The 26,625-nt window shown below is 46.9% G+C and carries 22 protein-coding genes; 15 read left to right on the forward strand and 7 right to left on the reverse strand.

The window, feature by feature from the left end; all coding sequences use genetic code 11:
- Window positions 1-83: 83 nt before the first annotated feature.
- The 6 genes from aprB (at window position 84) to HZB61_01770 (ending at window position 9,720) form a co-directional block, all read left to right on the forward strand.
- Window positions 84-503: an adenylyl-sulfate reductase subunit beta gene (aprB, locus tag HZB61_01745; protein ID MBI5055329.1), complete on the forward strand. Its 420-nt coding sequence runs from the start codon at window positions 84-86 to the stop codon at window positions 501-503.
- A gap of 19 nt (window positions 504-522) precedes the next feature.
- Window positions 523-2,526 (forward strand): adenylyl-sulfate reductase subunit alpha, encoded by a 2,004-nt coding sequence (locus HZB61_01750; protein ID MBI5055330.1) that lies wholly within the window; start codon window positions 523-525, stop codon window positions 2,524-2,526.
- Between the two features lie 367 nt (window positions 2,527-2,893).
- Window positions 2,894-4,147 carry a CoB--CoM heterodisulfide reductase iron-sulfur subunit A family protein gene (locus HZB61_01755; protein MBI5055331.1) on the forward strand — a complete coding sequence of 418 codons (1,254 nt, stop codon included), beginning with the start codon at window positions 2,894-2,896 and terminating at the stop codon, window positions 4,145-4,147.
- Window positions 4,148-4,153: 6 nt separating this feature from the next.
- Window positions 4,154-6,379, forward strand: a complete 2,226-nt coding sequence (locus tag HZB61_01760) for a hydrogenase iron-sulfur subunit (protein ID MBI5055332.1) — start codon at window positions 4,154-4,156, stop codon at window positions 6,377-6,379.
- An 88-nt stretch (window positions 6,380-6,467) separates the two neighbouring features.
- Window positions 6,468-7,571: a quinone-interacting membrane-bound oxidoreductase complex subunit QmoC gene (qmoC, locus tag HZB61_01765; GenBank protein ID MBI5055333.1), complete on the forward strand. Its 1,104-nt coding sequence runs from the start codon at window positions 6,468-6,470 to the stop codon at window positions 7,569-7,571.
- A 76-nt stretch (window positions 7,572-7,647) separates the two neighbouring features.
- Window positions 7,648-9,720, forward strand: coding sequence for a sodium-translocating pyrophosphatase (locus HZB61_01770; protein ID MBI5055334.1), 2,073 nt, complete (start codon window positions 7,648-7,650; stop codon window positions 9,718-9,720).
- A gap of 369 nt (window positions 9,721-10,089) precedes the next feature.
- Here HZB61_01770 and HZB61_01775 read toward each other — a convergent pair whose 3' ends face one another.
- Entirely contained in the window at window positions 10,090-11,181 is a 1,092-nt protein-coding gene (locus tag HZB61_01775) for a type IV pilus twitching motility protein PilT (GenBank protein MBI5055335.1), read from the reverse strand.
- 197 nt (window positions 11,182-11,378) lie between these two features.
- Here HZB61_01775 and HZB61_01780 point away from each other — a divergent pair, with 197 nt between their 5' ends.
- The 5 genes from HZB61_01780 (at window position 11,379) to HZB61_01800 (ending at window position 14,704) form a co-directional block, all read left to right on the forward strand.
- The gene (locus HZB61_01780) at window positions 11,379-12,146 is read left to right on the forward strand and encodes a class I SAM-dependent methyltransferase (GenBank protein ID MBI5055336.1); all 768 of its coding nucleotides are present in this window, start codon (window positions 11,379-11,381) and stop codon (window positions 12,144-12,146) included.
- A gap of 91 nt (window positions 12,147-12,237) precedes the next feature.
- A complete protein-coding gene (locus tag HZB61_01785) occupies window positions 12,238-13,125 on the forward strand; it encodes a DUF4935 domain-containing protein (GenBank protein ID MBI5055337.1) in 888 nt (295 codons plus the stop codon).
- Window positions 13,126-13,294: 169 nt separating this feature from the next.
- Window positions 13,295-13,858 carry a methyltransferase domain-containing protein gene (locus HZB61_01790; GenBank protein ID MBI5055338.1) on the forward strand — a complete coding sequence of 188 codons (564 nt, stop codon included), beginning with the start codon at window positions 13,295-13,297 and terminating at the stop codon, window positions 13,856-13,858.
- A 64-nt stretch (window positions 13,859-13,922) separates the two neighbouring features.
- Complete coding sequence (locus tag HZB61_01795) at window positions 13,923-14,222, forward strand: (2Fe-2S) ferredoxin domain-containing protein (protein ID MBI5055339.1); 300 nt, start codon at window positions 13,923-13,925, stop codon at window positions 14,220-14,222.
- 80 nt (window positions 14,223-14,302) lie between these two features.
- The gene (locus tag HZB61_01800; protein ID MBI5055340.1) at window positions 14,303-14,704 is read left to right on the forward strand and encodes a hypothetical protein; all 402 of its coding nucleotides are present in this window, start codon (window positions 14,303-14,305) and stop codon (window positions 14,702-14,704) included.
- Window positions 14,705-14,738: 34 nt separating this feature from the next.
- Here the strand turns inward: HZB61_01800 and HZB61_01805 are convergent, their stop codons facing one another.
- Genes HZB61_01805 through cbiE form a run of 6 tightly spaced genes read right to left on the reverse strand, consistent with a single transcriptional unit; the run spans window position 14,739 to window position 21,620 of the window.
- Window positions 14,739-16,094: a hypothetical protein gene (locus HZB61_01805; GenBank protein MBI5055341.1), complete on the reverse strand. Its 1,356-nt coding sequence runs from the start codon at window positions 16,092-16,094 to the stop codon at window positions 14,739-14,741.
- Window positions 16,072-17,946 carry a precorrin-3B C(17)-methyltransferase gene (cobJ, locus tag HZB61_01810; protein MBI5055342.1) on the reverse strand — a complete coding sequence of 625 codons (1,875 nt, stop codon included), beginning with the start codon at window positions 17,944-17,946 and terminating at the stop codon, window positions 16,072-16,074. The genes HZB61_01805 and cobJ overlap by 23 nt, the downstream gene beginning before the upstream one ends.
- Complete coding sequence (gene cobM / locus HZB61_01815) at window positions 17,930-18,688, reverse strand: precorrin-4 C(11)-methyltransferase (GenBank protein ID MBI5055343.1); 759 nt, start codon at window positions 18,686-18,688, stop codon at window positions 17,930-17,932. The genes cobJ and cobM overlap by 17 nt, the downstream gene beginning before the upstream one ends.
- Entirely contained in the window at window positions 18,678-19,475 is a 798-nt protein-coding gene (locus tag HZB61_01820) for an HD domain-containing protein (protein MBI5055344.1), read from the reverse strand. The genes cobM and HZB61_01820 overlap by 11 nt, the downstream gene beginning before the upstream one ends.
- Entirely contained in the window at window positions 19,472-20,227 is a 756-nt protein-coding gene (cobI, locus tag HZB61_01825; GenBank protein ID MBI5055345.1) for a precorrin-2 C(20)-methyltransferase, read from the reverse strand. Before cobI ends, HZB61_01820 begins: the two co-directional genes overlap by 4 nt.
- 1 nt (window position 20,228) lies before the next feature.
- Window positions 20,229-21,620 (reverse strand): precorrin-6y C5,15-methyltransferase (decarboxylating) subunit CbiE, encoded by a 1,392-nt coding sequence (gene cbiE / locus HZB61_01830; GenBank protein MBI5055346.1) that lies wholly within the window; start codon window positions 21,618-21,620, stop codon window positions 20,229-20,231.
- A gap of 201 nt (window positions 21,621-21,821) precedes the next feature.
- Between cbiE and HZB61_01835 the strand changes: the two genes are divergently transcribed.
- The 4 genes from HZB61_01835 (at window position 21,822) to HZB61_01850 (ending at window position 26,475) form a co-directional block, all read left to right on the forward strand.
- Window positions 21,822-22,778 carry a phosphate/phosphite/phosphonate ABC transporter substrate-binding protein gene (locus HZB61_01835; protein ID MBI5055347.1) on the forward strand — a complete coding sequence of 319 codons (957 nt, stop codon included), beginning with the start codon at window positions 21,822-21,824 and terminating at the stop codon, window positions 22,776-22,778.
- A 10-nt stretch (window positions 22,779-22,788) separates the two neighbouring features.
- Window positions 22,789-25,080 (forward strand): response regulator, encoded by a 2,292-nt coding sequence (locus tag HZB61_01840; GenBank protein MBI5055348.1) that lies wholly within the window; start codon window positions 22,789-22,791, stop codon window positions 25,078-25,080.
- A 296-nt stretch (window positions 25,081-25,376) separates the two neighbouring features.
- Complete coding sequence (locus tag HZB61_01845; GenBank protein ID MBI5055349.1) at window positions 25,377-25,718, forward strand: histidine triad nucleotide-binding protein; 342 nt, start codon at window positions 25,377-25,379, stop codon at window positions 25,716-25,718.
- A 97-nt stretch (window positions 25,719-25,815) separates the two neighbouring features.
- Complete coding sequence (locus HZB61_01850) at window positions 25,816-26,475, forward strand: endonuclease III domain-containing protein (protein ID MBI5055350.1); 660 nt, start codon at window positions 25,816-25,818, stop codon at window positions 26,473-26,475.
- Window positions 26,476-26,625: the final 150 nt, after the last annotated feature.

The raw sequence follows: 26,625 nt of genomic DNA on the forward strand, positions 1-26,625 counted from the left end.
TCAGTAAAGGCAACTATTTTTAGTTGCAACAAATTTAAACATAGCTTAATTTAAGCTGTAAAACCAAAAAAGGAGGTATTACAATGCCAAGTTTCGTAATCACAGAAAAATGTGACGGTTGTAAGGCACAGGACAAGACTGCATGTCAGTATATTTGTCCTCATGATTTAATGGCCCTTAACAGGGAAAAGATGAAGGCTTATAATCAGGAGCCGGAGCAGTGCTGGGAGTGCTTTAATTGTGTAAAAATATGCCCTCAGCAGGCTATCGAGGTGAGAGGTTATTCAGACTTCGTTCCACTTGGGTCCAGCACAATCCCGATGAGAGGCACAGACTCCATCATGTGGACGATCAAATTCAGGAACGGTGTAATGAAGAGGTTCAAATTCCCGATCAGGACCACCGTGGAAGGTTCCGTTGATCCTTATGCAGGAAAGCCTGCGCCGGACTTCTCAACAATCAAACAACCAGGGCTCTTTACCGCCCCGGCAAGAAAAGAATAATTAAGGAGGTGAACATATAATGGAAAAAGAAACTTGTACGTTTTCATATTGTAAAAAACCGGAAGTAACAGAAGTTGAATGTGATCTCCTTATCATGGGCGGCGGTATGGCAGGCTGCGGAGCAGCTTTCGAAGCATGCCGTTGGGCCAATGAAAAAGGACTGAAGGTTGTTCTCGTTGACAAGGCTGCAACAGACAGAAGTGGCGCGGTCGCAATGGGTCTGTCAGCTATCAATACATACATCGGCGAGAATAAATGCGAAGATTATGTCAGGTACGTAAGAAACGACTTGATGGGCATCATCAGGGAAGACCTCGTGTTTGACCTCGGAAGACACGTTGATGACAGCGTCCAGCTCTTTGAAGAGTGGGGACTTCCGATCTGGAAGAAAGGCGATGACGGATTTTCTCTCGACGGCTTCCAGGCAAAAGACGCAGGCAAGGCCTCTTTAAAAGACGGCGGCACGCCGGTCAGATCAGGTAAATGGCAGATAATGATCAACGGTGAGTCCTATAAAGTTATCGTTGCAGAGGCTGCAAAGAGGGCACTTCAGACCAACCGGGAGAAAACCGGAATGGCGCAGAACCACTTTGAAAGGGTATTCATTGTTAAGGCCGTAAAAGATACAAACGGCAAGAACGTAGCAGCAGCTATCGGATTCAGCACAAGAGAAAACAAGATCTATTCCTTTAAAGCAAAGGCAATGATCTGTGCAACAGCAGGAGCAGTTAACTGCTTCAGGCCGAGGTCGGTCGGTGAAGGTATGGGAAGGACCTGGTACCCGGTATTCAGCTCCGGTTCAGGTTATGCCTTCGGAATGCAGGCCGGCGCTGAGCTGACCCTGATGGAAAACAGGTTCGTGCCAGCAAGATTTAAAGATGGATACGGCCCTGTCGGCGCATGGTTCCTGTTCTTCAAAGCAAAGGCAACAGACAGCTTCGGAGAAGACTATTGTACCAATAAGGAATATTTTGACGACGCGGTAGCAAGATATGGAGACTATGCAAAGGGTCTCGGCACGGCCATCAGAAACCATCTCATGATGAGGGCCATGAAGGACGGCAAAGGCCCGATCCTTATGCAGACACCAACTGCTATGGCAGCTTTGGGTGCAGCTTTTAAAGAGAAGCTCGGTGACAAAGAAGGCGCCAAGAAGATGAAACATCTTGAGGCAGAGGCATGGGAAGACTTTCTTGACATGGCTATCGGACAGGCATCCCTCTGGGCTGCAAAGAACATTGAGCCGGACAAGAGCACTTCCGAGATCATGCCGACTGAGCCATATCTCCTCGGTTCACACGCAGGCTGCGCAGGATTCTGGGTAAGCGGCCCTGGCGATATCGCAGGCACCCCGGACCATTACTCCTGGGGCTATAACAGGATGTCCACAGTCCCCGGCCTCTTCATGGCAGGCGACGTTGTCGGCGCATCAGGCCACAAATTCTCATCAGGCTCACACTCGGAAGGAAGGCTGGCAGCCAAGTCTGCAATAGCTTACATCCTTGATAATGCAAGCTACAAGCCTTCGCCAAAGATGTCCCTTGACGAGATCTCGGCTGAGCTCTATCTGCCGTTTGAGATCTATGAGAAATACAAAACATATACAACAGAGCCGGGCGTCAATCCGCACTATATCGGACCAAAAGCTCTTCAGGCGAGACTGATGAAGATCGCTGATGAATACTTCGGCGGAGTAGCCACATGGTACATGACTTCAAAGACCATGTTAGAAGAAGGTTTAAGACTGCTTGAGATGCTCAAAGAGGATGCAAACAAGATGGCGGCATCCAACCTCCATGAGCTCTTAAGGTGCTTCGAGAACTACCACAGAATTCTGTCGGTCGAGGCACATGCAAGGCATATCCTCTTCAGGGAAGAATCCAGATACCCTGGTTACTACTACAGAGGCGACCACAACAAGATCGATGATACGAACTGGAAATGCTTCACAAACTCCAAGTATGATGCAGAAACCAATAACTGGGAGTTAAAGAAGGTCCCGTACGTTCAGATGGTTAAGTAAGTTGATGTCATTTGGGGAGGGCGATGCCCTCCCCAATCTTTTTCTTTCTTTGTGTCACCCTGAACTTGTTTCAGGGTCTAAGAACAGAGATGCTGATATATATTCAGCATGACTGCGTATAATTGCAAGATACAAATTGCAAATTGCAAAATCATAAATTTTTGTAATGTGTAATTTTCATGTTGCAATTAACAACCAAGTTGTATATATTCTTAATCCAATCAGGCAAGATGCCTGTCAAAAACAAGTAAATGTCACCCTGAACTTGTTTCAGGGCCTAAGAGTAGAGATGCTGAAATAAATTCAGCATGACAGTTTATGCGGCTTTTCGGAGTAGAATCATTTTACTGCCTAAAGGAGGAAAGACATGGCAGAGAAGAAAAAGGTATTAGTAATCGGAGGAGGCTTCAGCGGACTCACTGCTGCGGTTGAGGCTGCCGAGGCGGGTTTTGAAGCGGTCATCGTGGAGAAGACACCGTTTCTTGGCGGGCGAGTGACCCAACTGAACAAATATTTCCCGAAACTGTGTCCTCCCAACTGCGGGCTTGAGATAAACTTCAAGAGGATCAAAAACAATTCGGACATAACTTTCTACACCCTTGCCGAGGTCGAAAAGATTTCCGGACGGGAAGGCAGTTACGATGTAACCATTAAGGTCAGTCCGCGCTTTGTAAACGACAAGTGCACAGGATGCAATGCCTGCTATGAGGCGTGCCCTGTTGAGATGCCAAATGAATTCAATTTCGGCATGGACAAAACAAAGGTCGCCTACATTACGCACAATCAGGCGTTCCCTTTTAAATATGTCGTTGACGCCAAACATTGCAAAGGCGCTTCCTGCGCAAAATGCGTTGAGGCCTGCAAATACGACGCTATTCATCTCGACATGAAACCTGAGACAGTGACCCTGAACGTAGGCTCGGTTGTTCTTGCTGCGGGCTGGGATTCATACGACGTGTCAAAGCTGGATATACTCGGCGGCGGCAAGATCAAAAATGTGGTCACGAACATGCAGATGGAAAGGCTTGCGTCGCCCAATGGCCCGACAGGAGGCAAGATACTCAGGCCGTCCGACGGCAAGGAAGTAAAGAATATCGCTTTTGTTCAGTGCGCGGGCAGCAGGGACGAAAACCACCTGCCTTACTGTTCATACATTTGCTGTATGGCGTCCCTGAAACAGGCCACTTATTTAAGGGAGCAATACACTGATTCAAAGGTGAGGATATTTTACATAGACATCAGGACGCCCGGCAGATATGAGCAGTTCTACTGGAAGGTCAAGGAAGATCCCAACATAACGCTCACAAAGGGCAAGGTCGCAAAGCTTACTGAAGACCCGGCGACCGGCGATGTCATTTTGACGGCTGAAGACGTACAGGCCGGGAAAAAGATCACTGAAAAATATGATATGGTTGTGCTTGCTGTCGGTATGGTGCCGTCAACAAAGGCCTCAAAGATACCCGGCGAGATTTCATACACAGATGATGGTTTTGTAGTTGCCGCTACACTAAAGAAGGGCATATACGCTGTGGGGACCATGAAGAGCCCTGTTGACGTTTCAAAGTCAGTCCAGGATGCCACTGGTACCGCAATCAAAACCATTCAGAGCGCGAGGAGGTAGAGATAAATGGAAAAGAAGTTCGGGGTATATTTCTGTAAAGGCTGCGGCATCGGTGAATCCATAAATTTCGAAAAATTAAAACCAAGGGTTTCTGGAAAGGGCAAGGTCCCTATTGATATCATTAAAGAGCATCCGGTGTTGTGCAGTCCTGAAGGGCTTGAGCTTATAAAAAATGACATAGCAGCGGGTACAAATACGCTAATCATCGGCGCGTGTTCGCCGAGAGTAAAATATGAGGAGTTTGATTTCCCCGGCATGTTGACCGAGAGGGTCAATCTGAGGGAATTCGTAGCATGGACTGCGGAGCCAATGAGCGCTGACGCGCAGAGTCTTGCGGATGATTATATGGTAATGGGGATACTTAAGGCGCAAAAGGGCAACATGCCTGAGCCCAATATCCTTCCAGACCTGAGCAAGACAATACTTGTTATCGGCGGAGGCATGTCCGGATTAACATCAGCGCTTGAAGCTGCCGAGGCCGGATACCAGGTGGTGCTTGTTGAAAAAGAGGCGGAATTAGGCGGCTGGGGCGCAAAGCTCTACAAGGAAACGCCAAGGCAGTCCCCGTTTGACAAACTGGAAGAGCCGAGGATCTTTGCAAAGATAAAAGAAGTTGAGTCGCACCCGAATATAAAGGTGTTCAAATCCTCAGTCCTTGAAAAGACTGACGGGCAGCCCGGCCTTCTTGATGTTACTATCAAGACCAACGGCAACAGCGAAAGTATGAGGGTGGGAGCTGTAATAATGGCTGCCGGATGGAAGCCTTATGACGCTTCAAAGCTTGAGTATCTCGGATACGGCAAACCGAACGTCATCACAAACGTCCAGATGGAAGAGATGGCAAAGAAGGGGCAGATAATCCGCCCGTCCGACGGCAAAGAGGCGAAGAAGGTCGCGTTCATACAGTGCGCGGGTTCAAGGGACGCTAACCACCTCCCGTACTGTTCCTCATTCTGCTGCGCCACGTCCCTCAAGCAGGCAAAATACGTGAGAGAGAAAAACGGCGACGCGATCGCCATGATCTTTTATAAAGACATCAGGACCCCGGGACAGACCGAGATCTTCTATAAGAACATGCAGAACGACCCCGGCATAATGCTGACAAAGGCGGAAGTAACGGGCATAAGCGACGCCGGCAACGGCAACCTTTTCGTTGAAGCGGACAACACGCTCCTTGGAGAAAAGATAAAGGTTGAAGCCGACCTCGTTGTCCTTGCCACCGGCATAGTCCCTGCCACGCGCGCGCCGCAGGAATATCTTGACGGGCTTACAGAGGCGCAAAAGAGGGGCGATGCAGCAAAGCAAGAATATCTTGATAAGACATCAAAGCCGGACTTCATATTAAACCTTACATACAGGCAGGGGCCTGAGCTCCCGTCGCTTGAAGGCGCGTCCGGGTTTGCAGATTCCAACTTTATTTGCTTCCAGTACGAAACAAGAAGGACCGGCATCTACGCGGCAGGCTGTGTAAGACAGCCCATGACCATGGCGGATGCCGCGGATGACGCGGCCGGAGCGGCGATGAAAGCAATACAGTGCGTTGAACATGTTGCAAAAGGCATTGCTGTCCATCCGAGGGCCTGGGACACGACATTCCCTGACCCAATGATGATCAAGTGCACTTCATGTAAGAGATGCACAGAGGAATGCCCGTTCGGCGCAATTGATGAAGATGAGAAGGGCACACCGTTCTACAGGCTCAACCGATGCAGGCGCTGCGGCACCTGCATGGGCGCGTGTCCTGAAAGGATCGTGTCCTTTAAAGATTTCAGTGTCGATATAGTCGGCTCAATGATAAAGTCCATTGAAGTGGATGAAGACGAGTTCAGGATCATAGTGTTAGCGTGTGAGAATGACGCTTACCCGGCATTGGACAGCGCCGCCATAAAACGCATTCAGATAAACCCCAAGGTCAGGATCATCCCTGTCAGGTGCCTTGGCTCAACCAATCTGGTGTGGGTAACTGATGCGTTCTCAAAAGGCATTGACGGCCTTATTCTGTTAGGCTGCAAGTACGGCGAGAATTATCAGTGTCATTTTGTTAAAGGCAGCGAACTCGCAAACTACCGCTTCAGCAAAGTAAAAGAAACTCTCGACAAGCTCCAGCTTGAATCCGACAGGTGCCAGCTCTTACAGATCTCAATATCCGAGTATGACACCCTGCCCAAGCTGATCAATGACTTTGTTGAAAGGGTAGAAGAGATAGGACCAAATCCGTTTAAAGAATTTTAAAGACAGGGGTCAGGGATTGGGGATCAGGGATTGGTTTTTACTAACCCCTAACCCCTAAGCCCCAATCCCCGAATATGGAGGTTAATAGATGGCAGAACAAGTAATTAAGCCTGATTTAAATTTTATAAACGAGGTCATAAACGGCGGGGGAGAATCGATGAAGAAGTGCTTCCAGTGCGCGACCTGCACGGTCGTCTGCAACGTGACTCCCGACGACAACCCGTTCCCTCGAAAAGAAATGGTGTGGGCGCAGTGGGGCCTGAAAGAAAAGTTCATCGGCAATCCCGATGTCTGGCTTTGCCACCAGTGCAATGACTGCACGGCGTATTGCCCCAGAGGCGCAAAGCCCGGAGAGGTTTTGGGGGCCATCAGGAAGCAGTCGATAAAACAGTACTCAGCCCCGGCGGCCCTCGTAAATTTTGTGAACAGCAAGGTGTATATTCCAATCATGTTCCTGTTGTTAGCGGGCCTTCTTTCCGTGGCCGGCACGTTTGGGATCCATGATGGAGAAATTATTTTTACAAAATTCGCCTCGACAAAGTTTCTTCAAATTGTCTTCACACCCGTATTGCTTTTCGGCATTGCGGTCGGCGTTTTGGGAGTGAGGAAGTTCTGGGCTGATATGAAAGCAGCGACTGGGGTGAGATCAGGCGACCTGAAGGGCAGTGTCATGGAAACTGCAAAGGAAATCCTCAGCCATAAAAAGTTTACCATGTGCGATGTGAATGCCGACAGGTTCATCGCGCACTTCCTGGTGTTCTACAGCTTCATCGCCCTGGGCATAGCAACAGCTTTGGGGGTCCTTTATATCGATATCCTTCACATGGAGTCTCCATTCAGGCTTGGCTATGGCACACCCGTTAAACTCTTCGGATTCATTGGCGCAGCCGGACTTTTTACCGGAGCTCTCCTGATGATAAACAACAGGTTTAAGCACTCGGCAAAGCTCGGTCTCGGCAGCTATTTCGACTGGCTCCTGATAACAATTGTTACGGTCATCATGGCGTCAGGCATCCTCGCGTGGATAACAAGGCTTGCGGGTGTTGCGCCTGTGGCTTATTCGATTTACTTTATTCATCTTGTTTTTGTGCTGTCACTTTTCCTGTACCTTCCATTTTCAAAGCTCGGCCACCTGTTTTACAGATCGGCGGCAATATGCTTCATGAAATATTCGGGAAGAGAGAGAAAATAAAGCAGGCAGTCAGAGGCATGACATTGCCATTAATAATAAATATTAAATCTCAAACTTATTAAAAGGAGGTAACGATATGAGCAGTACAATTTTGTTTGCGCTTTTTTGCGGTGCACTGGGCGTTATATACGCTATTGCAACAGCAGTCTGGGTATCAAAGCAGGACGCGGGAAATGCCAAGATGCAGGAGATTTCCAATGCGGTCAAAGAGGGCGCATACGCGTTTCTTGCACGTGAGTATAAAACAGTAGCGATAGTTGCGGTGGTTCTGGTTGTAGCTATCGTAGCGATGAAGCTTGGTGTCTGGACGGCCATGGGCTTTATCATCGGCACAGTCGGTTCCGCACTCGCCGGTTTCGTAGGAATGTGGGTTACTGTAAGAGCAAACGTACGTACAACAGCGGCTGCAAGCAGGGGGCTTCAGGCTGCGCTCGGCCTTGCCTTCAAGGGCGGATCGGTTACCGGCGTTATGGTCGTCGGTCTTGGAATCATAGGCCTTGCAGGTTTTTATTTTATAGCAAAACAGTCAGCCCCTGATCAGGCATTCCATGCACTGATCGGTCTCGGCTTCGGGTGCTCATTGATGAGCGTGTTTGCCCGTATCGCAGGAGGTATTTATACAAAGGCTGCTGACGTAGGAGCTGACCTTGTTGGAAAAGTTGAAGCAGGAATTCCTGAGGATGATCCCCGAAACCCTGCAGTTATTGCTGATAACGTTGGCGACAACGTAGGCGACTGCGCAGGCATGGCAGCAGACCTTTATGAAACATACACGGTTACGCTTGTTGCAGCGATGCTGCTTGCAAAGACTGTATTTGGCGCGGCAAGCCCATGGGTTGAATTCCCGATGATGTTAGGCGGAATATCTATCATCGCCTCTATTATCGGAACATTTGCCGTAAGACTCGGCAAGAGCCAGTATATAATGGGCGCCCTCTATAAGGGGCTTGCTGTTGCAGGTGTTCTTGCGGCAGTAGCATTTTATGTTGTGACTGGCAAATTTCTCGAAGGCCTTGATGCTGCATCGATAGCCGCGCATCCTTCATTTACACAGATGAACGTTTTTCTTATGTCACTTATCGGCCTCGCATTGACCGGCCTGATCGTTGGCATAACCGAATACTTCACTGCTAAAGAGTATGGTCCCGTGCAGCACATTGCAAAGGCCAGCTTGACCGGCCACGGCACAAACGTGATCGCCGGCCTTGCAGTCAGCATGAAGTCAACCGCGGCTCCGGTTATCGTTATCGTTGCTTCAATCCTTGGCGCTTATTCATTAGGCGGAGGGTTTGCAGGAGATTTAACGGGCGGCCTTTTCGCTATCGCACTGTCAGCGGTTTCGATGCTTTCAATGACAGGAATCGTAGTTGCAATCGACTCATACGGACCGATCACTGACAACGCAGGCGGTATCGCGGAGATGTCAGGACTGCCTGAAGAGATCCGTAACATCACAGACCCGCTGGATGCAGTCGGAAACACAACAAAGGCTGTTACAAAGGGTTATGCTATCGGATCAGCAGGACTTGCGGCCCTTGTTCTTTTCGCAGAATACTCCAGGTCGTTCTCCACACCCATTCTGTTTGACCTTTCAAACCCGATGGTTCTTGCAGGTCTTTTCATAGGCGGTCTGCTCCCCTATTATTTCGGCTCACTCCTGATGGAGGCCGTTGGAAAGGCAGCAGGCAGCATTGTTGAAGAAGTCAGAAGACAGTTCAGAGAGATCCCAGGCATCATGGAATACAAGGCAAAGCCGGAATACGGCAAGTGCGTTGACATCGTCACAAAAGGCGCTATCAAGCAGATGATGGTCCCTGCACTTATCCCGGTAGTTGTTCCTATCGCAGTTGGTCTTCTCCTCGGCAGAGAGGCACTCGGCGGAGTTCTTATCGGAAGTATCCTGACCGGACTCTTCCAGGCCATTGCCATGACAAGCGGCGGCGGCGCCTGGGACAACGCAAAGAAATCCTTTGAAGACGGCGTTACCGACGACAAAGGCGTATTACACAAGAAGGGCAGTGATGGACACAAGGCCTCTGTAACCGGCGACACAGTCGGCGATCCTTACAAAGATACAGCAGGTCCCGCGATCAATCCGATGATCAAGGTCATCAACATCGTCGCGCTGCTTATCGTTCCGTTAATTTAAATCCGTAAGGGCGGGTTTAAAACCCGCCCCTGCATATTGGCTAAAATTCTCTCTTCAATGGGAGGAGGGATAGGGCGAGGGAATACCCCGCCCCACATATGTAATGACTGAAGGGCTGTCCCGAGAGGGACAGTCCTTTTTTTTAATTCTAATTAGAGTCTGTCCATAAATTACTGTTTTCTATTTTCGTCATGCCCGAAGTCAGTAATCGGGCATCCAGAACTTATTAAAATACTGGATTCCCGCTCGACAGACTGCGGGAATGACAGTTCAATGTTTTAGTTTATGGACAGACTCTAATTAAAAGTAACGAGTGACGGGAAACCGGCTGAACTTTTATTTACCCGTCACCCGTTACTCGTTACTTATCTAAAACGAGCACGTGACTAATTGTTTTCTTTCAGAGGCGTTTAAGAGTTCTTCAAAGGGCTTTTTATCATTTGCCTTTAAATAAGCATCTTCAGCGGAGATCTTGTTCTGTTTGAGGAGGTCCATGAGTACCTGGTCCATAAGCTGCATTCCCTGACCTCTTCCCGCCTGAATCAAAGATGGAAGCTGATAAGTCTTGTTCTCACGTATCAGATTTGCGACGGCAAAGTTGCAAAACAGTATCTCGATAGCAGCCAGCCGCCCTATCTTATCGACCCGTTTCAGTAATTCCTGGCTGATAATCCCTTTCAATGACCCCGACAACATGGTCCGGATCTGGGATTGCTGCTTTGCCGGAAAGGCGTCAATTATTCTGTCAACGGTCTTGGCCGCGGAATTTGTGTGAAGGGTCGCAAAGACAAGATGCCCCGTCTCCGCAGCCGTTATCGCGAGCTCTATTGTCTCAAGGTCGCGCATTTCGCCGATCAGGATCAGGTCAGGGTCTTCTCTCAGCGCCGACCTCAGGGCGTTGGCAAAGGATCTTGTGTGACTGCCGACCTCTCTCTGGTTGACAATGCACTTTTTGTCTTTGTGTATAAATTCAATAGGGTCTTCAATGGAAATAATATGCAGTTTCTTATTGCTGTTTATGTGGTCGATAATTGTAGCGATAGTGGTAGATTTTCCGCTCCCTGTCGGCCCTGTTACAAGAACGAGCCCCTTGTTCAGATTTGTAAATCTTAATATCTGCAGCGGCAATCCCAGGTCATACAGCGTGGGTATGCTTGTAGGTATGGTCCTGAATGCGGCGCCTATGCCCTGCCTGTGGTAAAAATAATTCACGCGGAATCTTGAGACCTCCGGGATCTCATATGCGAAATCCAGTTCTTTGTTTTCGATGAAGATGTCTTGCTGCTCTTCGGTCAGTATTTCAAAGAGGAGGGTTTTTAAAGTATCGTTTGTGACCTGTTCGAAAGGTGTCTCTATGAGGTCGCCGTATTTCCTTATCGTTGCCCTGGCCCCGGCGCTCAAATGCAGATCGCTTGCGCTGTTTTCAACCAGGTGCCGCAAATAAATATCAATTCCAGCCACGTTCCCTCCCGTGAAAAAGGTAACTCACCTTTCCATGAGCATATTTAACCATGTGCATTTACTATCGGGTAAATCATGAAAAACCTTTACATTTCCTGATCACTTCTTCTCCTCTTTGGATGTGCGCAGGGATTTTTTGTGGTACAATTTTTGTGACGAATCAAGATTTGAAAACGTTTATCCGATAAAATGAGAATATGGACGTGGCGTACTGGAACCAGGTAGCCGAGAATTACGACAAAGAGATATTCAGCGTCCTTGCGCACGACGAGGGCAATCTCATCATCAGCCGCATTCAAGAGCTGGCGTCATACAGAAAGACCGCATCAGACCTTGGGTGCGGGATCGGCAAGTTCCTCCCGATACTCTCTGACAGTTTCAGGCATGTGAACGCTTACGACATTTCAGACAAATGCCTGGAGCAGGCCCGCGTAAATTGTGAAGGGCTTTCAAACGTTGACTATATCAAAGCCGATCTGTCAAAACAAAGGTCCAAAATGCCGGAAGTCGATCTCATCCTGTGCGTGAATGCCGTTATCATGCCGTCAATATCGCAGCGCGCCCGGTTCTTCAGTTCGATCAGCAGCCATCTCAATCCCGGCGGCCACCTGATACTTGTTGTCCCTTCATTTGAATCCGCGATCTATTCAAACATCCGCCAGGTCGAATGGAACAAGCGCAAGGGGCTCAGCGCCGGAGCGGCAGTCATGGCAGTATGGAACAGCAATAACAAACAAAAGGCCTCACACCTTCAGCGCGGGATAGTCAATATCGATCATGTGCCGACCAAACATTACCTGAAAGAAGAACTGCACGCCGTAATCCAGGACCTCGACTTTGACATACAGGAGATCATAAAGATCGAGTACGACTGGGAAACCGAATTCAGCAATCCGCCGCGCTGGCTGAAAGACCCGTTCCCATGGGACTGGCTGGTCACCGCTCGCAAGCGCGGGAATAAATAACAGATAAGTTTTCTATTGCCTTTATATTTTATCCTTCTGTAAAATCATACAACGCCCTTAATCAGAATCAATTATCTGTTAGTCATACATAATGAAAAAACTATTATTTATTGATAGCAATATATATTTAGATTTTTATCGCGTAAAAACCGAAATCGGTCTTTCTTTGATAAGTCATATAGATTCGATTAGAGATAATATTATAATAACCTCGCAAGTTGAGATGGAGTTCAAGAAGAATCGTCAACCAATAATTTTAGATACGATTAACTATCTTAAAGCTCCAGAGCAGATAGCTCGACCAGGAATACTATCAGAAGACAAGTCATTAAAAGCACTTCAAGCAGATATTAAGAGTGCACAAACTAGAATAAAAAATCTTAAATTAAGATTGCAGAGAATACTGCAGGATCCTACTAAGCACGATCCTGTTTACAAGGTTGCTCAAAGAATATTTATGAAAGATGATGACCTAAACCTTAAACGAGATAAAAAAGAAAGAAAGTTGATTAGGCCAAAAGCGTTAAGGCGTTTTCTTGCTGGCTATCCACCACGCAAGAAAAATGATACAACCATTGGTGACGCTTTCAATTGGGAGTGGATTATTTATATCGCATCACAAAAGAAAGCCAATGTTTTAATAGCATCAAGAGATACAGATTATGGCGTAACTTTTGGCGATAAAACATTTATTAATGATTGGCTTCTTCAGGAATTCAGAGACAGAGTTAGCAGGAAATGCAAGGTTGAACTTTATAGCAAGCTCTCAGATTGTTTAAAAACATTTAAAGTTAAAGTTACTAGTGAAGAAATAAAAGAGGAAGATGATCTAATAACTAAGAGAAACAAACAATTAAAGGACCTTCCTGATGATTGGAATGAAATACTTGCCTTACGAGAAGCTATAAGACAACTTAAAGAACAATTAAGAGGACTCAAAGGACCAAGTAATAACCCAAATGATTCAGACGACGCCTAACCATTGTGCAATAGTGCATAAGTTTAGAAGAGTGTACTGAGCGATTCCGGACAAGCCGGAAAGACATCTTTAAAGAACATGACTACCACAAGCTTTGTAAACTGGATGCAGATTATTCGTGTTAATTCGTGTACATTCGTGGCAAATTTCATATTTAGGATAATCCCCAATGCATGACCATCCTATTGCAGCAGGCAAGAGCAGTTTTGATCTTGTGGACCAGAAGAAGGTTTTTGCTGAACTTGATCTGAAGAAGGACACCGCGATGCTTGATGTCGCCTGCGGTGTCGGCAGGTATTCTATTGCGGCCTCTGAGATCATCGGCAGGGAAGGCGTGATATATGCCGTAGACCTTTGGGAAGATGGGATCAATTCATTGAAGCAGAGTATCGCGGAAAAAGGCATTAAGAATATCAAACCGGTCCTCAGCGATGTGAGCAAACATATTCCCGTTGCAGACAAGAGCATTGATATCGTATTGATGGCAACTGTGCTTCATGACCTGATCGAAGTAAATGTTCATGACGGGACATTGAGGGAAGCCGCAAGGGTATTGAAGCCGGGAGGAAGGCTTGTGATCATAGAATTCAAAAAGATCGAAGGTCCGCCCGGGCCGCCTGCCGCTATCAGGCTTTCGCCTGAAGAATTGGAGAAGGTCGTTTCACCCTACGGGTTTAAACAGGAAAAGGTTGTTGATGCCGGGCCGCATAATTATCTAAGCGTCTTCTCATGAAAACCCTATGAACGCAGCAAATGCATTCTTGTTTAAACAGGCAAGGTATGATATTTTATAGCCTATGGCCAAGGTGAAGGAAACCCCGTTTGTCTGTCATATCTTTGTCTGCACACATGACCGCGGCGAAGGAGAAAAATCGTGCGGCGGGAATGACAGCAAGCTCGTCAGAAAACTTTTAAAGGAAGAGGCCGCCGTCAGGGGCTGGAAGAAACAGGTCAGGGTCTCGCAGAGCGGTTGTTTAGGGCCATGCGAAGAAGGCCCAAATGTAATGATATACCCTCAGAAGATCTGGTTCTCAGGGGTCTCGGCCAATGACGTTAAGCAGATCATCTCTGCGGTTGAAGAGATCATAAAGAAATAGTGACACTGGATTCCGGCTTAAGGCTGACGGAATGACGAATAGATAAATTGAATTCATGAAAAGACACATAGGAGAAATAAATGAAGGTTGAACTTTTTGTGCTTTGCGATGCTGCCACGGATTATCACGGCAAGCTGAATATACTGGGTACTTTTGATGCGATCTGGACCAGGCAGATCCCCGCAGTGCATCCGCAGTGCGCGGTAGCATTGAGGCTGAGGTTTACGAAAATAGAAGAAGGCGCGCATAAGGTCAGGATCAATATCGTTGATGAAGACGGTAAGGCGGTCATCCCTCCTCTTGACGCCGGGGTGAATATTCAGTTCAGGGAGGCGCTTACCTCAATGTCGGCAAATATGATTTTAAATCTGCAGGGACTTAAATTCCCGAAGTACGGCGAATACTCCATAGACCTTGCTGTTGACGGCAGGCAGGAGGCATCGCTTCCGATATATGTGCAGCCTGTGCCCGCCCAAGCCTGAGGGTGGTGTGTGCAGATAGAGCTTTTGAAGGCGTCTATGCCTGCTGTTTGGATGAGCTTGGCAATAATGTGTATAAAAGTTTGTCCACTTCGTCTATAAGTTCTTTGAACATCCCTCCGTGGCTCTTGGATCCGGAGAATAGTTCTGCCCTGATCTTCTGGACCTCCGGGTCATCACATCTTTCGTAAGAGATAGGACCTTTCTGCAAGGCATGACGTTCAAGGATGAGAAGCCGTTTTGCCTTTTCCACGAAAGGAATCAGCAATTGTTTAACGTGTGTAATATTCTGCGTAGGGGCGATTCGCGAATCGCCCCTACAAATGATTTCCTCAATCTCTTTCATCATCATATACAACGTGCAATACTCAAGTCCCCTGACGCCGCGCCTCCATTGAAGCAGCATGGGATTTCTCCAGAACCAGAGAAAGTTCCTCTCCCCGAGAGAGATTAAATCAGAACAAAGAGCAAAGATGTCAGAGCACAGACTACACTTATCTATCTTCTGTTTTATATCTGTGTTCTGTGTTCTGTATTCTGTATTCTGTCCTTCAAGGTACGCCCATAAATTTCTCAGCACCTGCTGCCCGTCTACATCTCCCGGCGTATCAAAGTGGATGAGCGATAAAATCACCTTCCCTTTTCCATAACTGCTTTCAACAACGGCTGGCTCATTGAGCAATCTCTTGGGGTCGAGATTTATCCGGTAGACCTTTTCAAGTTCCTGCCAGTTTTGATTAGCTTCAACATCTCCGACATTCAGGTCTGAACTAAATGCGTCAGGCAAGGCATTACCGTATGAAGCGAGTATTTTTATGGAATCATTGTCAACTACAAATTGCGAGGGCCACCAGGCGTGAAAAACAGGGATTAGGGGTTGGGAATTAGGGGTTAGTTTTTTACTGACTGCTGATCGCTGACTGCTGAGTGCTGTCGTTATCCCATTCCATATCGGGTGTTCATTTGTATTTATACTGATCCTTCCGCTGAAGCTTGGGACTCTCTCTCTTGTTGGTTTGCGTTTGATATTTAAAAGCCCGATGCCGTCAAGTGTGGCAAGGCCCGCGCCGCCGCAGAAGCCGAGATAGTTTCCTCCATCGTTTACAAATTTTTTTATCTCGCTGACACCGGTGTCTCTGAGGGATTTTAATTTATTCGAGGCCCATCCCCCGGGGACAAATAGCATTTTATAGTTTTCGAGCTTGCCGTTCTTTATATCTTCCGACCGGACAAGTTCAAATGGCAGGTCCGCGGAGATCAGGGCCTTATACGCCATCAACCCCCAGAGAAAGGATTCATCCCAGAGAAAGGCGACAATTGGGGATTGGGGATTGGGGGTCAGGGGTTGGATTAATTTTGAATTTTGAATTTTAAATTTCGAATTTTTTCTCATACCCTCTTGGCGTAATAATCCGGTTGTTCCAGACAAATGTTTTTGAATTGCCGATTATCACGGTTGTCTGCATATCAATGTCGTGGCCGAGCATATTTTGCAGGTCCGTGATTACGATCTCCTCATTCTCTCTCATCGCGCCTTTAACTATTCCAACAGGGGTTTCAGGACTTCTGTGTTTCAGGATTATCTCCTGCGCCCTGTTGATGTGTTCCTGCCTTCCTTTGCTCTTTGGATTATAAAGCGCGATAACAAAATCAGCCGCTGCCGCCGCCTCAAGCCGCTTCTCAATAACCTCCCAGGGGGTCAATCTGTCTGAAAGACTTATTGAAGCGAAGTCGTGCATGAGAGGAGCGCCGAGCCGCGCGGCACAGGCGTTCAACGCGGATATGCCGGGAATGACTTCAACAGATAGTGACGAGTGGCTACCGGATATTGAACCTTGAATTTTTAATTGTGAATCTTCTGTCTGTGCTCTGTGCTCTGTGTTCTGTGTTCTGAGGATTTCAAACACCAGCCCGGCCATTGCGTAAATGCCGGGGTCGCCGCCGCTGATGACGGCAACGGTTTTCCCCTGCAATGCCAATTCAACAGCCTTTTTGCATCTGTCCACTTCCTTTGTCATACCGGTAGAAACGACTTTTTTGCCTTTGATCAACTCAGGGACCAGGTCAAGGTATGTTCCATAACCGACGATAACGTCCGATTGGCTTATCGCTTCCTGCGCGCGCGGGGTAATGTGCTCGATATTCCCAGGGCCGGTTCCGACGATGAAAAGCTTAGGGGTTGGGGGTTGGGGGTTGGGGGTTGGGACTTCAGCTACCGCAACTGTCACATTACCGGTCTTCTGTTTTGGTACAAGCAATGTATCGGCTCCTGATGAAAGGAGCGCGGCAGGCTCTGCGACAGCCAGTGCGCCGGTTGCAGCCTCAACGGTTTTTGATTGTGCAAGATCAAGCGCTGATACAGCACTGTTCAAGTCTTCTTTTGAGAAGAATTGAATATCCAGCTTGTTTTCACCGGCGAAGTCCGCTAAGCCCTTCTCATTTTTTTTAATGTCAATCGTGGCGAGATTTCTTATTGAATGGAAAGACAGCTTTTTCTTCAGCAGAACTTTCTTTATTGCACTCTCAATCTCTGCCGCAGAAGTCCCGCGATTGCAGCCGATGCCTGCGACAAGCGTCTTGGGCCGCAGGAAAAGCGCATTCGATCTCGCAAGCTTATGAGAAATGATCAATTCGGCATCCTTTGCTGAATCAACAGTAGTGAATTCATCCGGCATCTCTATCGTATGGGCTGACCAGACCCTGATCTTCCTGCCGTTAACGATCTTTGAACTGAGCTTCTTTAGTTTTTCGAAATCCTCTATGTAAAGATCATTCTCTTTAGCCCACAGGTCAAGTGAAACCTTCCCCTGCACATCAGACGCGGTCGTTATGACTGCCGCACCCTTGAGAAAATCTGCGATCTCTTTTACAAGCTTGTTTGCCCCGCCGAGATGACCGCTTAAGAGGCTGACGGCATATCTGCCTTTTTCATCAAGGACAACAACTGCGGGATCGGTCTTTTTATCTTTTATCAAAGGGGCGATGCTCCTAACGACAATACCCGAAGCCATAATGAAGATGAGCGCATTATTTTTCTCCCAGATATTGGATACGGCATCTGCCTTAAATTTTAAAACCCGCGCATCAGGATAAAGTTTCCTGATCTCCTGAGCAAGCGTATGGCCGTTGTCTGTGATATATAGAATTGCAATAACCCCCCTTTGCCCCCCCTTATTTAAGGGGGGGATGGGGGGGTTACTTCTGACTTCTGACTTCTGACTTCTTTTCTTACTTCCTGTACTCATGCTTGAAATCCTTGTGATAGAGTTTCGATTCTTTTTTCAGTTGTTCCTCAGACGCCCTGAGCGCGTCACCCACGTAAATTAATGCGGTCTTTTTTATGCCTGCTTCGTTAACAATGTCAACAATATTTCTCAGTGTTCCCCGGAAAACCCTCTGCTCAGGCCAGGATGCTTTTTCAATTATTGCAACCGACGTGTCTTCAGAATAACCCTGAAGTAATTCATCTCTCACTTTTTCAATCATACCGACGCTTAAAAATATCACCATTGAAGCGCCGTGTTTTGCAAGCTCCCCGATCCTTTCTTTCTCAGGCACAGGGGTCCTTCCCTCAATGCGCGTGAAGATCACTGTCTGGCTTATCTCAGGAATGGTCAGCTCCTGCCTTAGCGCTGCCGCGCCTGCCGAGGCGGAGGAAACGCCGGGGATGACTTCGTAGGGGATATTCAACGCACGCAGTTTTTCTATTTGTTCTGATATCGCGCTGTAGAAGGCGGGGTCGCCTGTGTGGAGCCTGACAACGAGTTTTCCGTTATCGAAGGATTTTTTAATTAGAGCTATTATGTTATCAAGCGTCATGCCGGATGAATCATGTATCTCCGCCTTGATCCCGTCAAGCAATACGCGATTGACAAGACTTCCGGCGTAAATAACCACGTCAGCAGCGTCAATGAGCTTTTTCCCCTTGACGGTGATTAACTCCGGGTCACCGGGGCCCGCTCCGATAAAATAAATTTTATTTTGCATGGACAACCTGAACCCTTTCAGATATGTATTGCTGAAGTTTTTTTATTGCCATAAGTATTTCATCTGTCTGAGGCATTTTTCGCGCGATCCTGTTTATACAGTCACGCTCTTGCAGTAATCTGAATGTGGCCTGAAAGTGCAGATCATAGACCCACGAGAGTTTCATGAGCCTGAAATCATTCTGGTTTCTCGCTTTTGAATATGACGCTATTTTTCTTTCAAGTATACTTTGCAGCATGTCTTTAGAATACTCCGGCGTGTCCGGCATCCCGTGAGCTGTAGCTGATGCTTTTTCATCTTCCGGCGCTTCGTAGAATTCTATGAACACACGCAGTATATCCAGTTTGTCAGCATCGCGTATCAGCTTCAGCATGAATATGGTTTTTTCATCCATTACGCTGGGGATCAATAGTACGCCGTGGAATCTCACCGCGTTTATTATTAAAGCTTGTTCGTCCGCAGGAATGCGCTGCAGGACTCTTTCCCCGATCAGGGTCTTGGCCCCTAAACGTCCGTGGCTGACGGAAGCCGCGTCTTTGAAGGTCTTGTATTTTGCGTATTGCGGGAACCTTCCTATATCGTGGAACAGCGCGACGGTTTCCGCGAGGAGTTTTTCATTATCGCAGATAGACAAATCCTTTGTTATCTCAATAATGTTTTTGCAGACATTGTGAGTATGCGTTACTTTGAGCATGATATTTCTCTGGTCTTCTTCATTGGATGAATAAAAAGATTTCGTGTAAATAGAAAACCAGTTTTTAAAGTAAATCAGATCATCATGGGTCATTTTCTTATAATCACCATAGAGAAGTAATTCAAATCCTCCTGCCTGACATCTTTGATGTTCCTGAATATCTTTTCTTCATCCATGCCCGCCCGCACAATGTAAGCGGCTTTATCAAGCAAGTTCATATCCTGCAGCAGCCCCACTATCTGAGCAAATACCTTATGGACCTTCATGAGCACAATTGTATCAAATGTTTCCAATGTTGATTTGAGATTGCCCATATAATTTGCAGGCAATATGGCGATCTTTTCATCACCGAGCCCTAAAGATATCTTTGCCCTTGCAGCGGACGCGGTTATGGAAGAGACCCCGGGGATTATCTCGATATTCAGATCAGGCTGCAGTTCAACGAGTTTGTCATATAAATAATAAAAGGTGCTGTAAATCGTCGGGTCGCCGAGAGTAATAAAGCCAACGTCGCTGCCATGTTTTAACTTGTCAGAAATAGTTTCAACTGTCGCATTCCACCTTGTATCAAGCCCGTCTTTTGTCTGTGTTCGGTGTTCTGTGTTCTGTGTTCTGTCTTCTGTTTTCTGTGTTCTGGTCTTAACCATCGGGAAATATGCTTCGATAATTTCCTTGCCGTCAAGGTTAACGATCTTTCTCACAATCGAAAGGGCGAGGCTGCTGCCCTCTTCCCTGCCCTTTGGAACACAGATCACCTTTGTATTTTTCAGCGCGTTTAATCCCTTGATCGTCAACAGCTCCGGGTCTCCGGGGCCAACGCCGATTACAGTAAGTTTACCTGGCATTTCAGTCCTTTTCTCCTGTGATAATGAAAACCGGGTTAAGTGCGCTCATGTGCCTTTTATTCCCGGCCATCTTTGACCGTGATACCGATACTTCGCTGATGTCCACGCTGAAATGGTTCCTCTCCATACATTGCATCGCCTCATTTAACGTCTCAATCGTAGTTGCATTTATAACAACAATAAGTGACGAGCGGCGAGCGGTGAGAATAGAGTCTATTATTTTTTCAAGCTTCCCGCTGCTGCCGCCGATAAAAACCCTGTCCGGGGCAGGTAACCCTTTCAAGGCTTCAGGCGCATCTCCTTTCACGATCTCGATGTTCATGGTATTGAATTTATTTTTGTTAGCGGTGATATTGTTTATCTGCTCTTCGTCTTTTTCGACGGCAAAAACCTTTAACGCCGGTATAAGCCTCGCGGCCTCCATGGATACAGCACCTGAACCAGCGCCGATGTCCCAGAACACGCCCTTTTGCGGGAACCTCAATTTGTGTAATGCAACAGACCTCACCTCGTTTTTTGTAATGAGCCCCCTTGAATGCAGGATCTCGTCTTCCCTTAAACCAAAGATGGGGGTTGGGGATTGGGGATCAGGGATTAGAGGTACGGAATTCGGGGTTCTTTGCTCTATGCCCTTTGCTCTATGCTCTTTGCTGTTTATTATCACAACCACATTCGGATGTTCAAAAGAACGCACTGCGATCTCTTCAGGGGTCCCTTCGACAATCTTCTCGACAGGGTAGCCAAGTCTTTCGCAGACGTACATTTTAAGAGCAGAGGGCAGAGGGCAGAGGGCGGAAGATCCAGAAATTGCTTTTGCAATTTCTGAAGGGTTATTCTCCCGGTCGGTCAGGATGGCAAGTTTGTTGTGCGTTGCAAGCAGATGGGGAATGTCGGCAATTTCATATTCAAGCTTCCTTCGTTTTGTCGGGTCAGGTCCCCCGTGTACGCTCATTAAAAAAGCGCCGCTCCATGTTTCTTTTATCCTTGAGAATGCGACCTGAATGCTTGAAAGGTCGGGGTAAACGTCAACTGCATCTCTATTAAATACCTCTGTAATTAACCTTCCGATGCCAAAGAGCATCGGGTCGCCTGAAGCGAGAAGAGAAATGTTCTTTGATTCCAAACCCGGAGTTCGGCATTCGGGGGCTTTCCGTGATCTTTTTTCTGTCTTCTGTCTTCTGTCTTCTGTCTTCTGTGCTTTGAGATATTCCATGGTTTCATGAATGCTTCCCAAAACCTTGACCCGGCCCTTTACGCTTTCGTATTCACTATACTCTTTGAAGACCTCAAGGAGCCGGTTGTTTGCGAGGATGACATCCGATCTTAAAATCGCTTCCGTTGCCTTTTTATCAAGCGGTTTATAACCGATTCCTATGAGATGAATTTTAGTCATGAGCAGATATTATACCACCTTGCCGCTCGATTTCCATTTTCCTTGATTTTTCTTCACATTTTGCTATAAATTTAAGGTAAACCATAGTCAGATTTTTCCCATGAGGGTCCTGACGTCATCATTTATTAAGGTATGAAGAGATTGAAGCCATCCATTTTCAAGGAATGAAATAATTTAAAAATAAAGGGAAGGTAATACTTCATGAAACGTTTACCCTTTGCAGTAAAAAACCATCACAAGCCTGCAATCAATCATTACATAATCCCCCTAAACTGGTATAAAGCGGCAGTCCGGAGTTTGCTCGTTATTTTGCTTGTTCTCGCATTTTCAGGACTGTCATATGCGGCTGAATTGACCATTGGCCTCATCCCTGAGCAAAACATTTTTAAGCAGCTGGAGAGATACAAACCGCTCGGAGCTTATATAGAAAAGAAAACCGGCGTGAGAATTAAGTTCACAGTCCTTTCAAGGTACGGCAATATCATTGAGAATTTTTACAAAAAGAAAATGGACGGCGCGTTCTGGGGAAGTTTCACCGGCGCAATGGCGATTAAAAAGCTGAATATCGAATTTCTTGCAAGGCCTGTTAACCTTGACGGTAATTCAACTTATCACGGCCTCATATTTGTTCATAAATTCAGCGTCATCAAAGACGTTGCCGATATGCAAGGCAAGACGATTGCTTTTGTTGACAAGGCAACAACAGCAGGATATGTTTTCCCGAAGGCTTATTTCAAACAGCACGGCGTAAAAAACATAGACGGTTATTTTAAGGAATATTATTTTGCAGGCAGCCACGATGCCGCTATATACGCGGTCGTTAATAAAAAAGCCGATATCGGCTGTGCAAAAAACAGCATGCTTGACAGGCTTATCAAGGAAAATCCGGAGATAAAAGAAAATCTGACCATACTTGCAAGATCACCTGATGTGCCTTCAAACGGCCTCGGGCTGAGAAAAGATATCCCCTTTGGGGTCAAGTCCGACATCAAGCGAGCCCTGCTTGACATGGACAGCGACCCGGACGGCAAGGAAGTCCTGAAAAATTTCGGCGCACTGCGTTTTATCGAGACTAAAGAAAGCGATTATGAGCCGGTATTAAAAATGGCTGAAGAGGCCGGGATAAATACCGTGAATTACGAATACGATAATAAGTAGTATTAGTTAAATGAGAAAGAGAATTATCTTATCGCTATTTGCCCTTTTTTTGTTCTTCACTGTCGGCACAGTGATAGCCGCCGTGTATATGTCAAGCAATATAGCGGAGCTGAAAAATATTGTCACCCTGCAGGAGGTGGAGCAGCTCAGGCGGTCTTTGATAATAAAAATCCAGAATGTTCAGACAGACCTCTACACCGTTAATACCCCGTACGCCAATGAGCTTGATTTTATTGTCAATGAGGCGGCTGACCTTGAAAATACGGCTCAGAAATGCACCTCCTGCCATCACCCCCAGCGCCTATTGTCACGCATAGAAAATGTTAAGTCGCTCATTGAAAACTACAGAAATTCCTTGAGCTATTACATCACGGTGTCTGCGAACGCGGAAAGAATGGAGAAGCTCAAATCGGACGCTGTCGGAATAGGTAAAACCCTCCTCTCTCTCACTGGAGAGATGTCTCACAGCGCGAGTAAAAGCCTTGAAGATCTGACCAAGGACGCAATGAGAAGGCTGAGTTATGTAAAGATAATGCTCCTGATCACAGTCCTGGTAACTTTCTTCCTCGGTGTCATGGTTGCCGTTAATCTGACCAAATCCATTACAAACCCCATAAACGAGCTTGTAAACGCCACAAGGCTTATTGCGTCCGGAGAGTTCGGCTCCACAACTTCATACAAAGATGAAACAGAGTTCGGAGAGCTTGCGAAACATTTCAACACCATGAGCACCGCCATCAAGGACGGATACGGAAAGATCCGCCAGGAGATGGAAGTCCGCAAGCAGACGGAAGAGGCGCTGCGCGAAAGCGAAGAGAAACTGCAGTCGGTTTTTAACCAGATGCAGGATGTTTTCTACCGCACTGATAAGGAAGGCCGTATTATCTGGGTCTCTCCGTCAGCGGCAAAGATGCTGAAATATGAATCTACCGATGACCTGATCGGACACGATTTTTCAGAGTTCTTTGCATATCCGAATAAAAGACAGTTTTTGCTACAGGGGTTATCGAATAAAGGCAAGGTCACAAATTTTGAGGCAGAGCTTCGGAGAGGCGACGGGAGCACCATCATTGTCAGCATCAACTCTCACTTCTATCTGAACAAAGAGGGGAGCGTCGAGGGAGAGCAGGGGGTCTGCAGGGACATAACCGAGCGTAAAAAACTTGAGGATGAACAACTGAAAATCGAAAAATTGGAGTCGTTAGGGATTCTGGCAGGCGGCATAGCCCATGACTTTAATAACATACTGACTACAATTGTCGGGAACATTAAGCTCGCCAAGATATCCGCCAATACAAATGAGAACATCTATGAAGTGCTTGCTGACGCGGAAGACGCGTGCAGGCGCGCAAAGGACCTGACGGGCCAGCTTCTCACCTTCTCAAAGGGCGGGATGCCGATTAAAAAGACAACATCTATTAAAGACCAATTGAAAGATTCCGCGAGCTTCGCGTTAAAAGGCTCCAATGTAAACGGCGAATTTCTTATACCTGATGACCTGTGGCTGGTCGAGATCGACGAGGGACAGATGAACCAGGTCATCTATAACCTAGTGATAAACGCCATCCAGGCAATGCCCAAAGGCGGGACCATCTGCATAAAGGCCGAGAATGTGGTCCTGGGGACGCAGAGCAAACTGCCAATTCCTAACGGGGACCATATTCTGATAACCGTAAAAGATGAAGGGGTCGGCATTCCAAAAGATTATATCCCCAAGATATTCGACCCCTATTTCACAACAAAACAGAGGGGGAGCGGCCTTGGACTTGCGAGTACATACTCCATTATTAAAAACCATTACGGATATATCGGCGTGGAATCGGACGTGGGCGCCGGGACCACCTTTTACATTTACCTGCCGGCGGTCAAAGGGGAACTGTCACTCGCCGACAGAAGGACGGAGAAAATCCTTAAAGGGGAAGGAAGGGTGCTCCTGATGGACGATGATGACACCGTGCTTACGACCATCGGAAAGATGCTCAAGCAGCTTGGTTACGAAGTCGTGCTTGCCAAAGACGGAGTTGAGGCCATCGAGCTTTACCAGCAGGCAAAAGGATCTTTAAAACCTTTTGATGTGGTAATGATGGACCTGACCATTCGCGGCGGTATGGGAGGGCAGGAGACCATAAAGAGACTCCGCGAGCTGGACCCTGCTGTCAAGGCGATCGCATCAAGCGGTTACTCCACTGATACCGTGTTGTCCGATTTCAGTAAGCACGGCTTCTGCGGCATCATCACCAAGCCTTACGAGATCGAAGAGCTGAGCAAGCTGTTGAACTGCATAATCACGGGAGTTGGTTAACGCCTCAAGCTGTCATTCCGGCTTCCGTTCTCCGTAGTACTACGAAGGATGAATGTCCAGAATCTTATCTGCTTTTTCATTTCCCACCCTTTTAAAATTTGTTCCGTATAACTATACTTATAATTGAAAATTTACTTTCTTTCGTATTTAAGTTGAAAACAACTTATTATAAACACTGAGTCACTGAGACACAGAGAAAAATAACCATATAAACATAAAGATTATTTTATTGTCTTTCTCCGTGCCTCCGTGTCTCTGTGGTTAACGAATGAAACAAAAATTAAGGAGACCGGTAAATGAATTGTTTGTTCTGTAAGATCATTGAGAAAAAAATCCCGGCAAAGACAGTTTACGAAGATGACCGCGTCCTTGCCTTTGAAGACATAAATCCCCAGGCACCCGTGCATGTCCTCGTGATACCGAAGAAACACATATCCACCGCCCTTGAAATAACACCTGAGGACAATGAACTTATCGGGTACATGTTTCAGGTTGCAAATAAAATCGCGAAGGACAGGAATGTCGCCGAAAGGGGTTTCAGGCTCCTCATGAACTGCAACCGTGAATCCGGGCAAACGGTCTTTCATATACACCTTCACCTTCTTGGCGGAAGGACAATGCATTGGCCTCCGGGATAAAGAACAGAAGTTAGTAGATAGCAGTTAGGGGTAGGGGCGGGATTAAGCCTGCGCTAATCGTCATTCCCGCGAAGGCGGGAATCCAGTTCCTTTAAAAATGAAAAAGAAAATAAAATCCTACAAAATAATTCTTGCCGATATCTACCGCGCCCTCTTCAAGGCCTTCGGCCCTCAGCAGTGGTGGCCGGGGGAAACGCCTTTTGAAGTAGCGGTAGGCGCCATCCTCACGCAAAATACTAACTGGGGAAACGTGGAAAAGGCGATAAACAATTTAAAGAAGCAAAAGGTACTGAACGCAAGGGCCCTTCATGAAATGCCTCACAAAGAGCTTGCCGCACTTGTAAAGCCAGCCGGGTATTTCAATATCAAGGCAAAAAGGCTGAAGCATTTCCTTTCCTTCCTTTCAGATCATTATAAAGGCAGGGTAGAGAGTATGAGGGGAGAAGATGTCCACGCGCTCAGGCGCCAGCTCCTTGAGGTAAACGGCATCGGCCCGGAAACCGCGGATTCCATTCTCCTTTACGCGCTTGATAAACCGGTATTCGTTATTGACGCCTACACAAAAAGGGTGCTCAGCCGGCACAAGCTTGCATCGGAGAAGGCGACATATCATGAGCTTCAGGGACTTTTTCACAATAACCTGCCGGCTGATGTGAAGTTGTTCAATGAATATCACGCGTTGTTTGTAATGGCAGGCAAGCATTATTGCAAACCGAAACCGCGCTGTGAAGAATGCCCATTGCGCGTTTTCAAATAAAAGATTGGTTCAGTAGTGTCCGGTTAATATTATGAGAATCATTCATAACAATATGAATACAAAAAACTTTTCCCATGATTTTCATGGTGTCGACTTGAATATAAGTCAGCATATTGGCAATCTTTTCGGAACTGTAATTTCCGGAGGTGC

Source organism: Nitrospirota bacterium (genome assembly GCA_016214845.1).
In the GTDB taxonomy this organism is placed as follows: domain Bacteria; phylum Nitrospirota; class Thermodesulfovibrionia; order UBA6902; family UBA6902; genus SURF-23.

What these genes read in the sequence shown, in the direction of transcription:
- aprB (MBI5055329.1), top strand. Translation starts at nt 84, where the DNA reads ATGCCAAGTTTCGTAATCACAGAAAAATGTGACGGTTGTAAGGCACAG.
- HZB61_01750 (MBI5055330.1), top strand. Translation starts at nt 523, where the DNA reads ATGGAAAAAGAAACTTGTACGTTTTCATATTGTAAAAAACCGGAAGTA.
- HZB61_01755 (MBI5055331.1), top strand. Translation starts at nt 2,894, where the DNA reads ATGGCAGAGAAGAAAAAGGTATTAGTAATCGGAGGAGGCTTCAGCGGA.
- HZB61_01760 (MBI5055332.1), top strand. Translation starts at nt 4,154, where the DNA reads ATGGAAAAGAAGTTCGGGGTATATTTCTGTAAAGGCTGCGGCATCGGT.
- qmoC (MBI5055333.1), top strand. Translation starts at nt 6,468, where the DNA reads ATGGCAGAACAAGTAATTAAGCCTGATTTAAATTTTATAAACGAGGTC.
- HZB61_01770 (MBI5055334.1), top strand. Translation starts at nt 7,648, where the DNA reads ATGAGCAGTACAATTTTGTTTGCGCTTTTTTGCGGTGCACTGGGCGTT.
- HZB61_01780 (MBI5055336.1), top strand. Translation starts at nt 11,379, where the DNA reads ATGGACGTGGCGTACTGGAACCAGGTAGCCGAGAATTACGACAAAGAG.
- HZB61_01785 (MBI5055337.1), top strand. Translation starts at nt 12,238, where the DNA reads ATGAAAAAACTATTATTTATTGATAGCAATATATATTTAGATTTTTAT.
- HZB61_01790 (MBI5055338.1), top strand. Translation starts at nt 13,295, where the DNA reads ATGCATGACCATCCTATTGCAGCAGGCAAGAGCAGTTTTGATCTTGTG.
- HZB61_01795 (MBI5055339.1), top strand. Translation starts at nt 13,923, where the DNA reads ATGGCCAAGGTGAAGGAAACCCCGTTTGTCTGTCATATCTTTGTCTGC.
- HZB61_01800 (MBI5055340.1), top strand. Translation starts at nt 14,303, where the DNA reads ATGAAGGTTGAACTTTTTGTGCTTTGCGATGCTGCCACGGATTATCAC.
- HZB61_01805 (MBI5055341.1), bottom strand. Translation starts at nt 16,094, where the DNA reads ATGAGAAAAAATTCGAAATTTAAAATTCAAAATTCAAAATTAATCCAA.
- cobJ (MBI5055342.1), bottom strand. Translation starts at nt 17,946, where the DNA reads ATGAGTACAGGAAGTAAGAAAAGAAGTCAGAAGTCAGAAGTCAGAAGT.
- cobM (MBI5055343.1), bottom strand. Translation starts at nt 18,688, where the DNA reads ATGCAAAATAAAATTTATTTTATCGGAGCGGGCCCCGGTGACCCGGAG.
- HZB61_01820 (MBI5055344.1), bottom strand. Translation starts at nt 19,475, where the DNA reads ATGACCCATGATGATCTGATTTACTTTAAAAACTGGTTTTCTATTTAC.
- cobI (MBI5055345.1), bottom strand. Translation starts at nt 20,227, where the DNA reads ATGCCAGGTAAACTTACTGTAATCGGCGTTGGCCCCGGAGACCCGGAG.
- cbiE (MBI5055346.1), bottom strand. Translation starts at nt 21,620, where the DNA reads ATGACTAAAATTCATCTCATAGGAATCGGTTATAAACCGCTTGATAAA.
- HZB61_01835 (MBI5055347.1), top strand. Translation starts at nt 21,822, where the DNA reads ATGAAACGTTTACCCTTTGCAGTAAAAAACCATCACAAGCCTGCAATC.
- HZB61_01840 (MBI5055348.1), top strand. Translation starts at nt 22,789, where the DNA reads ATGAGAAAGAGAATTATCTTATCGCTATTTGCCCTTTTTTTGTTCTTC.
- HZB61_01845 (MBI5055349.1), top strand. Translation starts at nt 25,377, where the DNA reads ATGAATTGTTTGTTCTGTAAGATCATTGAGAAAAAAATCCCGGCAAAG.
- HZB61_01850 (MBI5055350.1), top strand. Translation starts at nt 25,816, where the DNA reads ATGAAAAAGAAAATAAAATCCTACAAAATAATTCTTGCCGATATCTAC.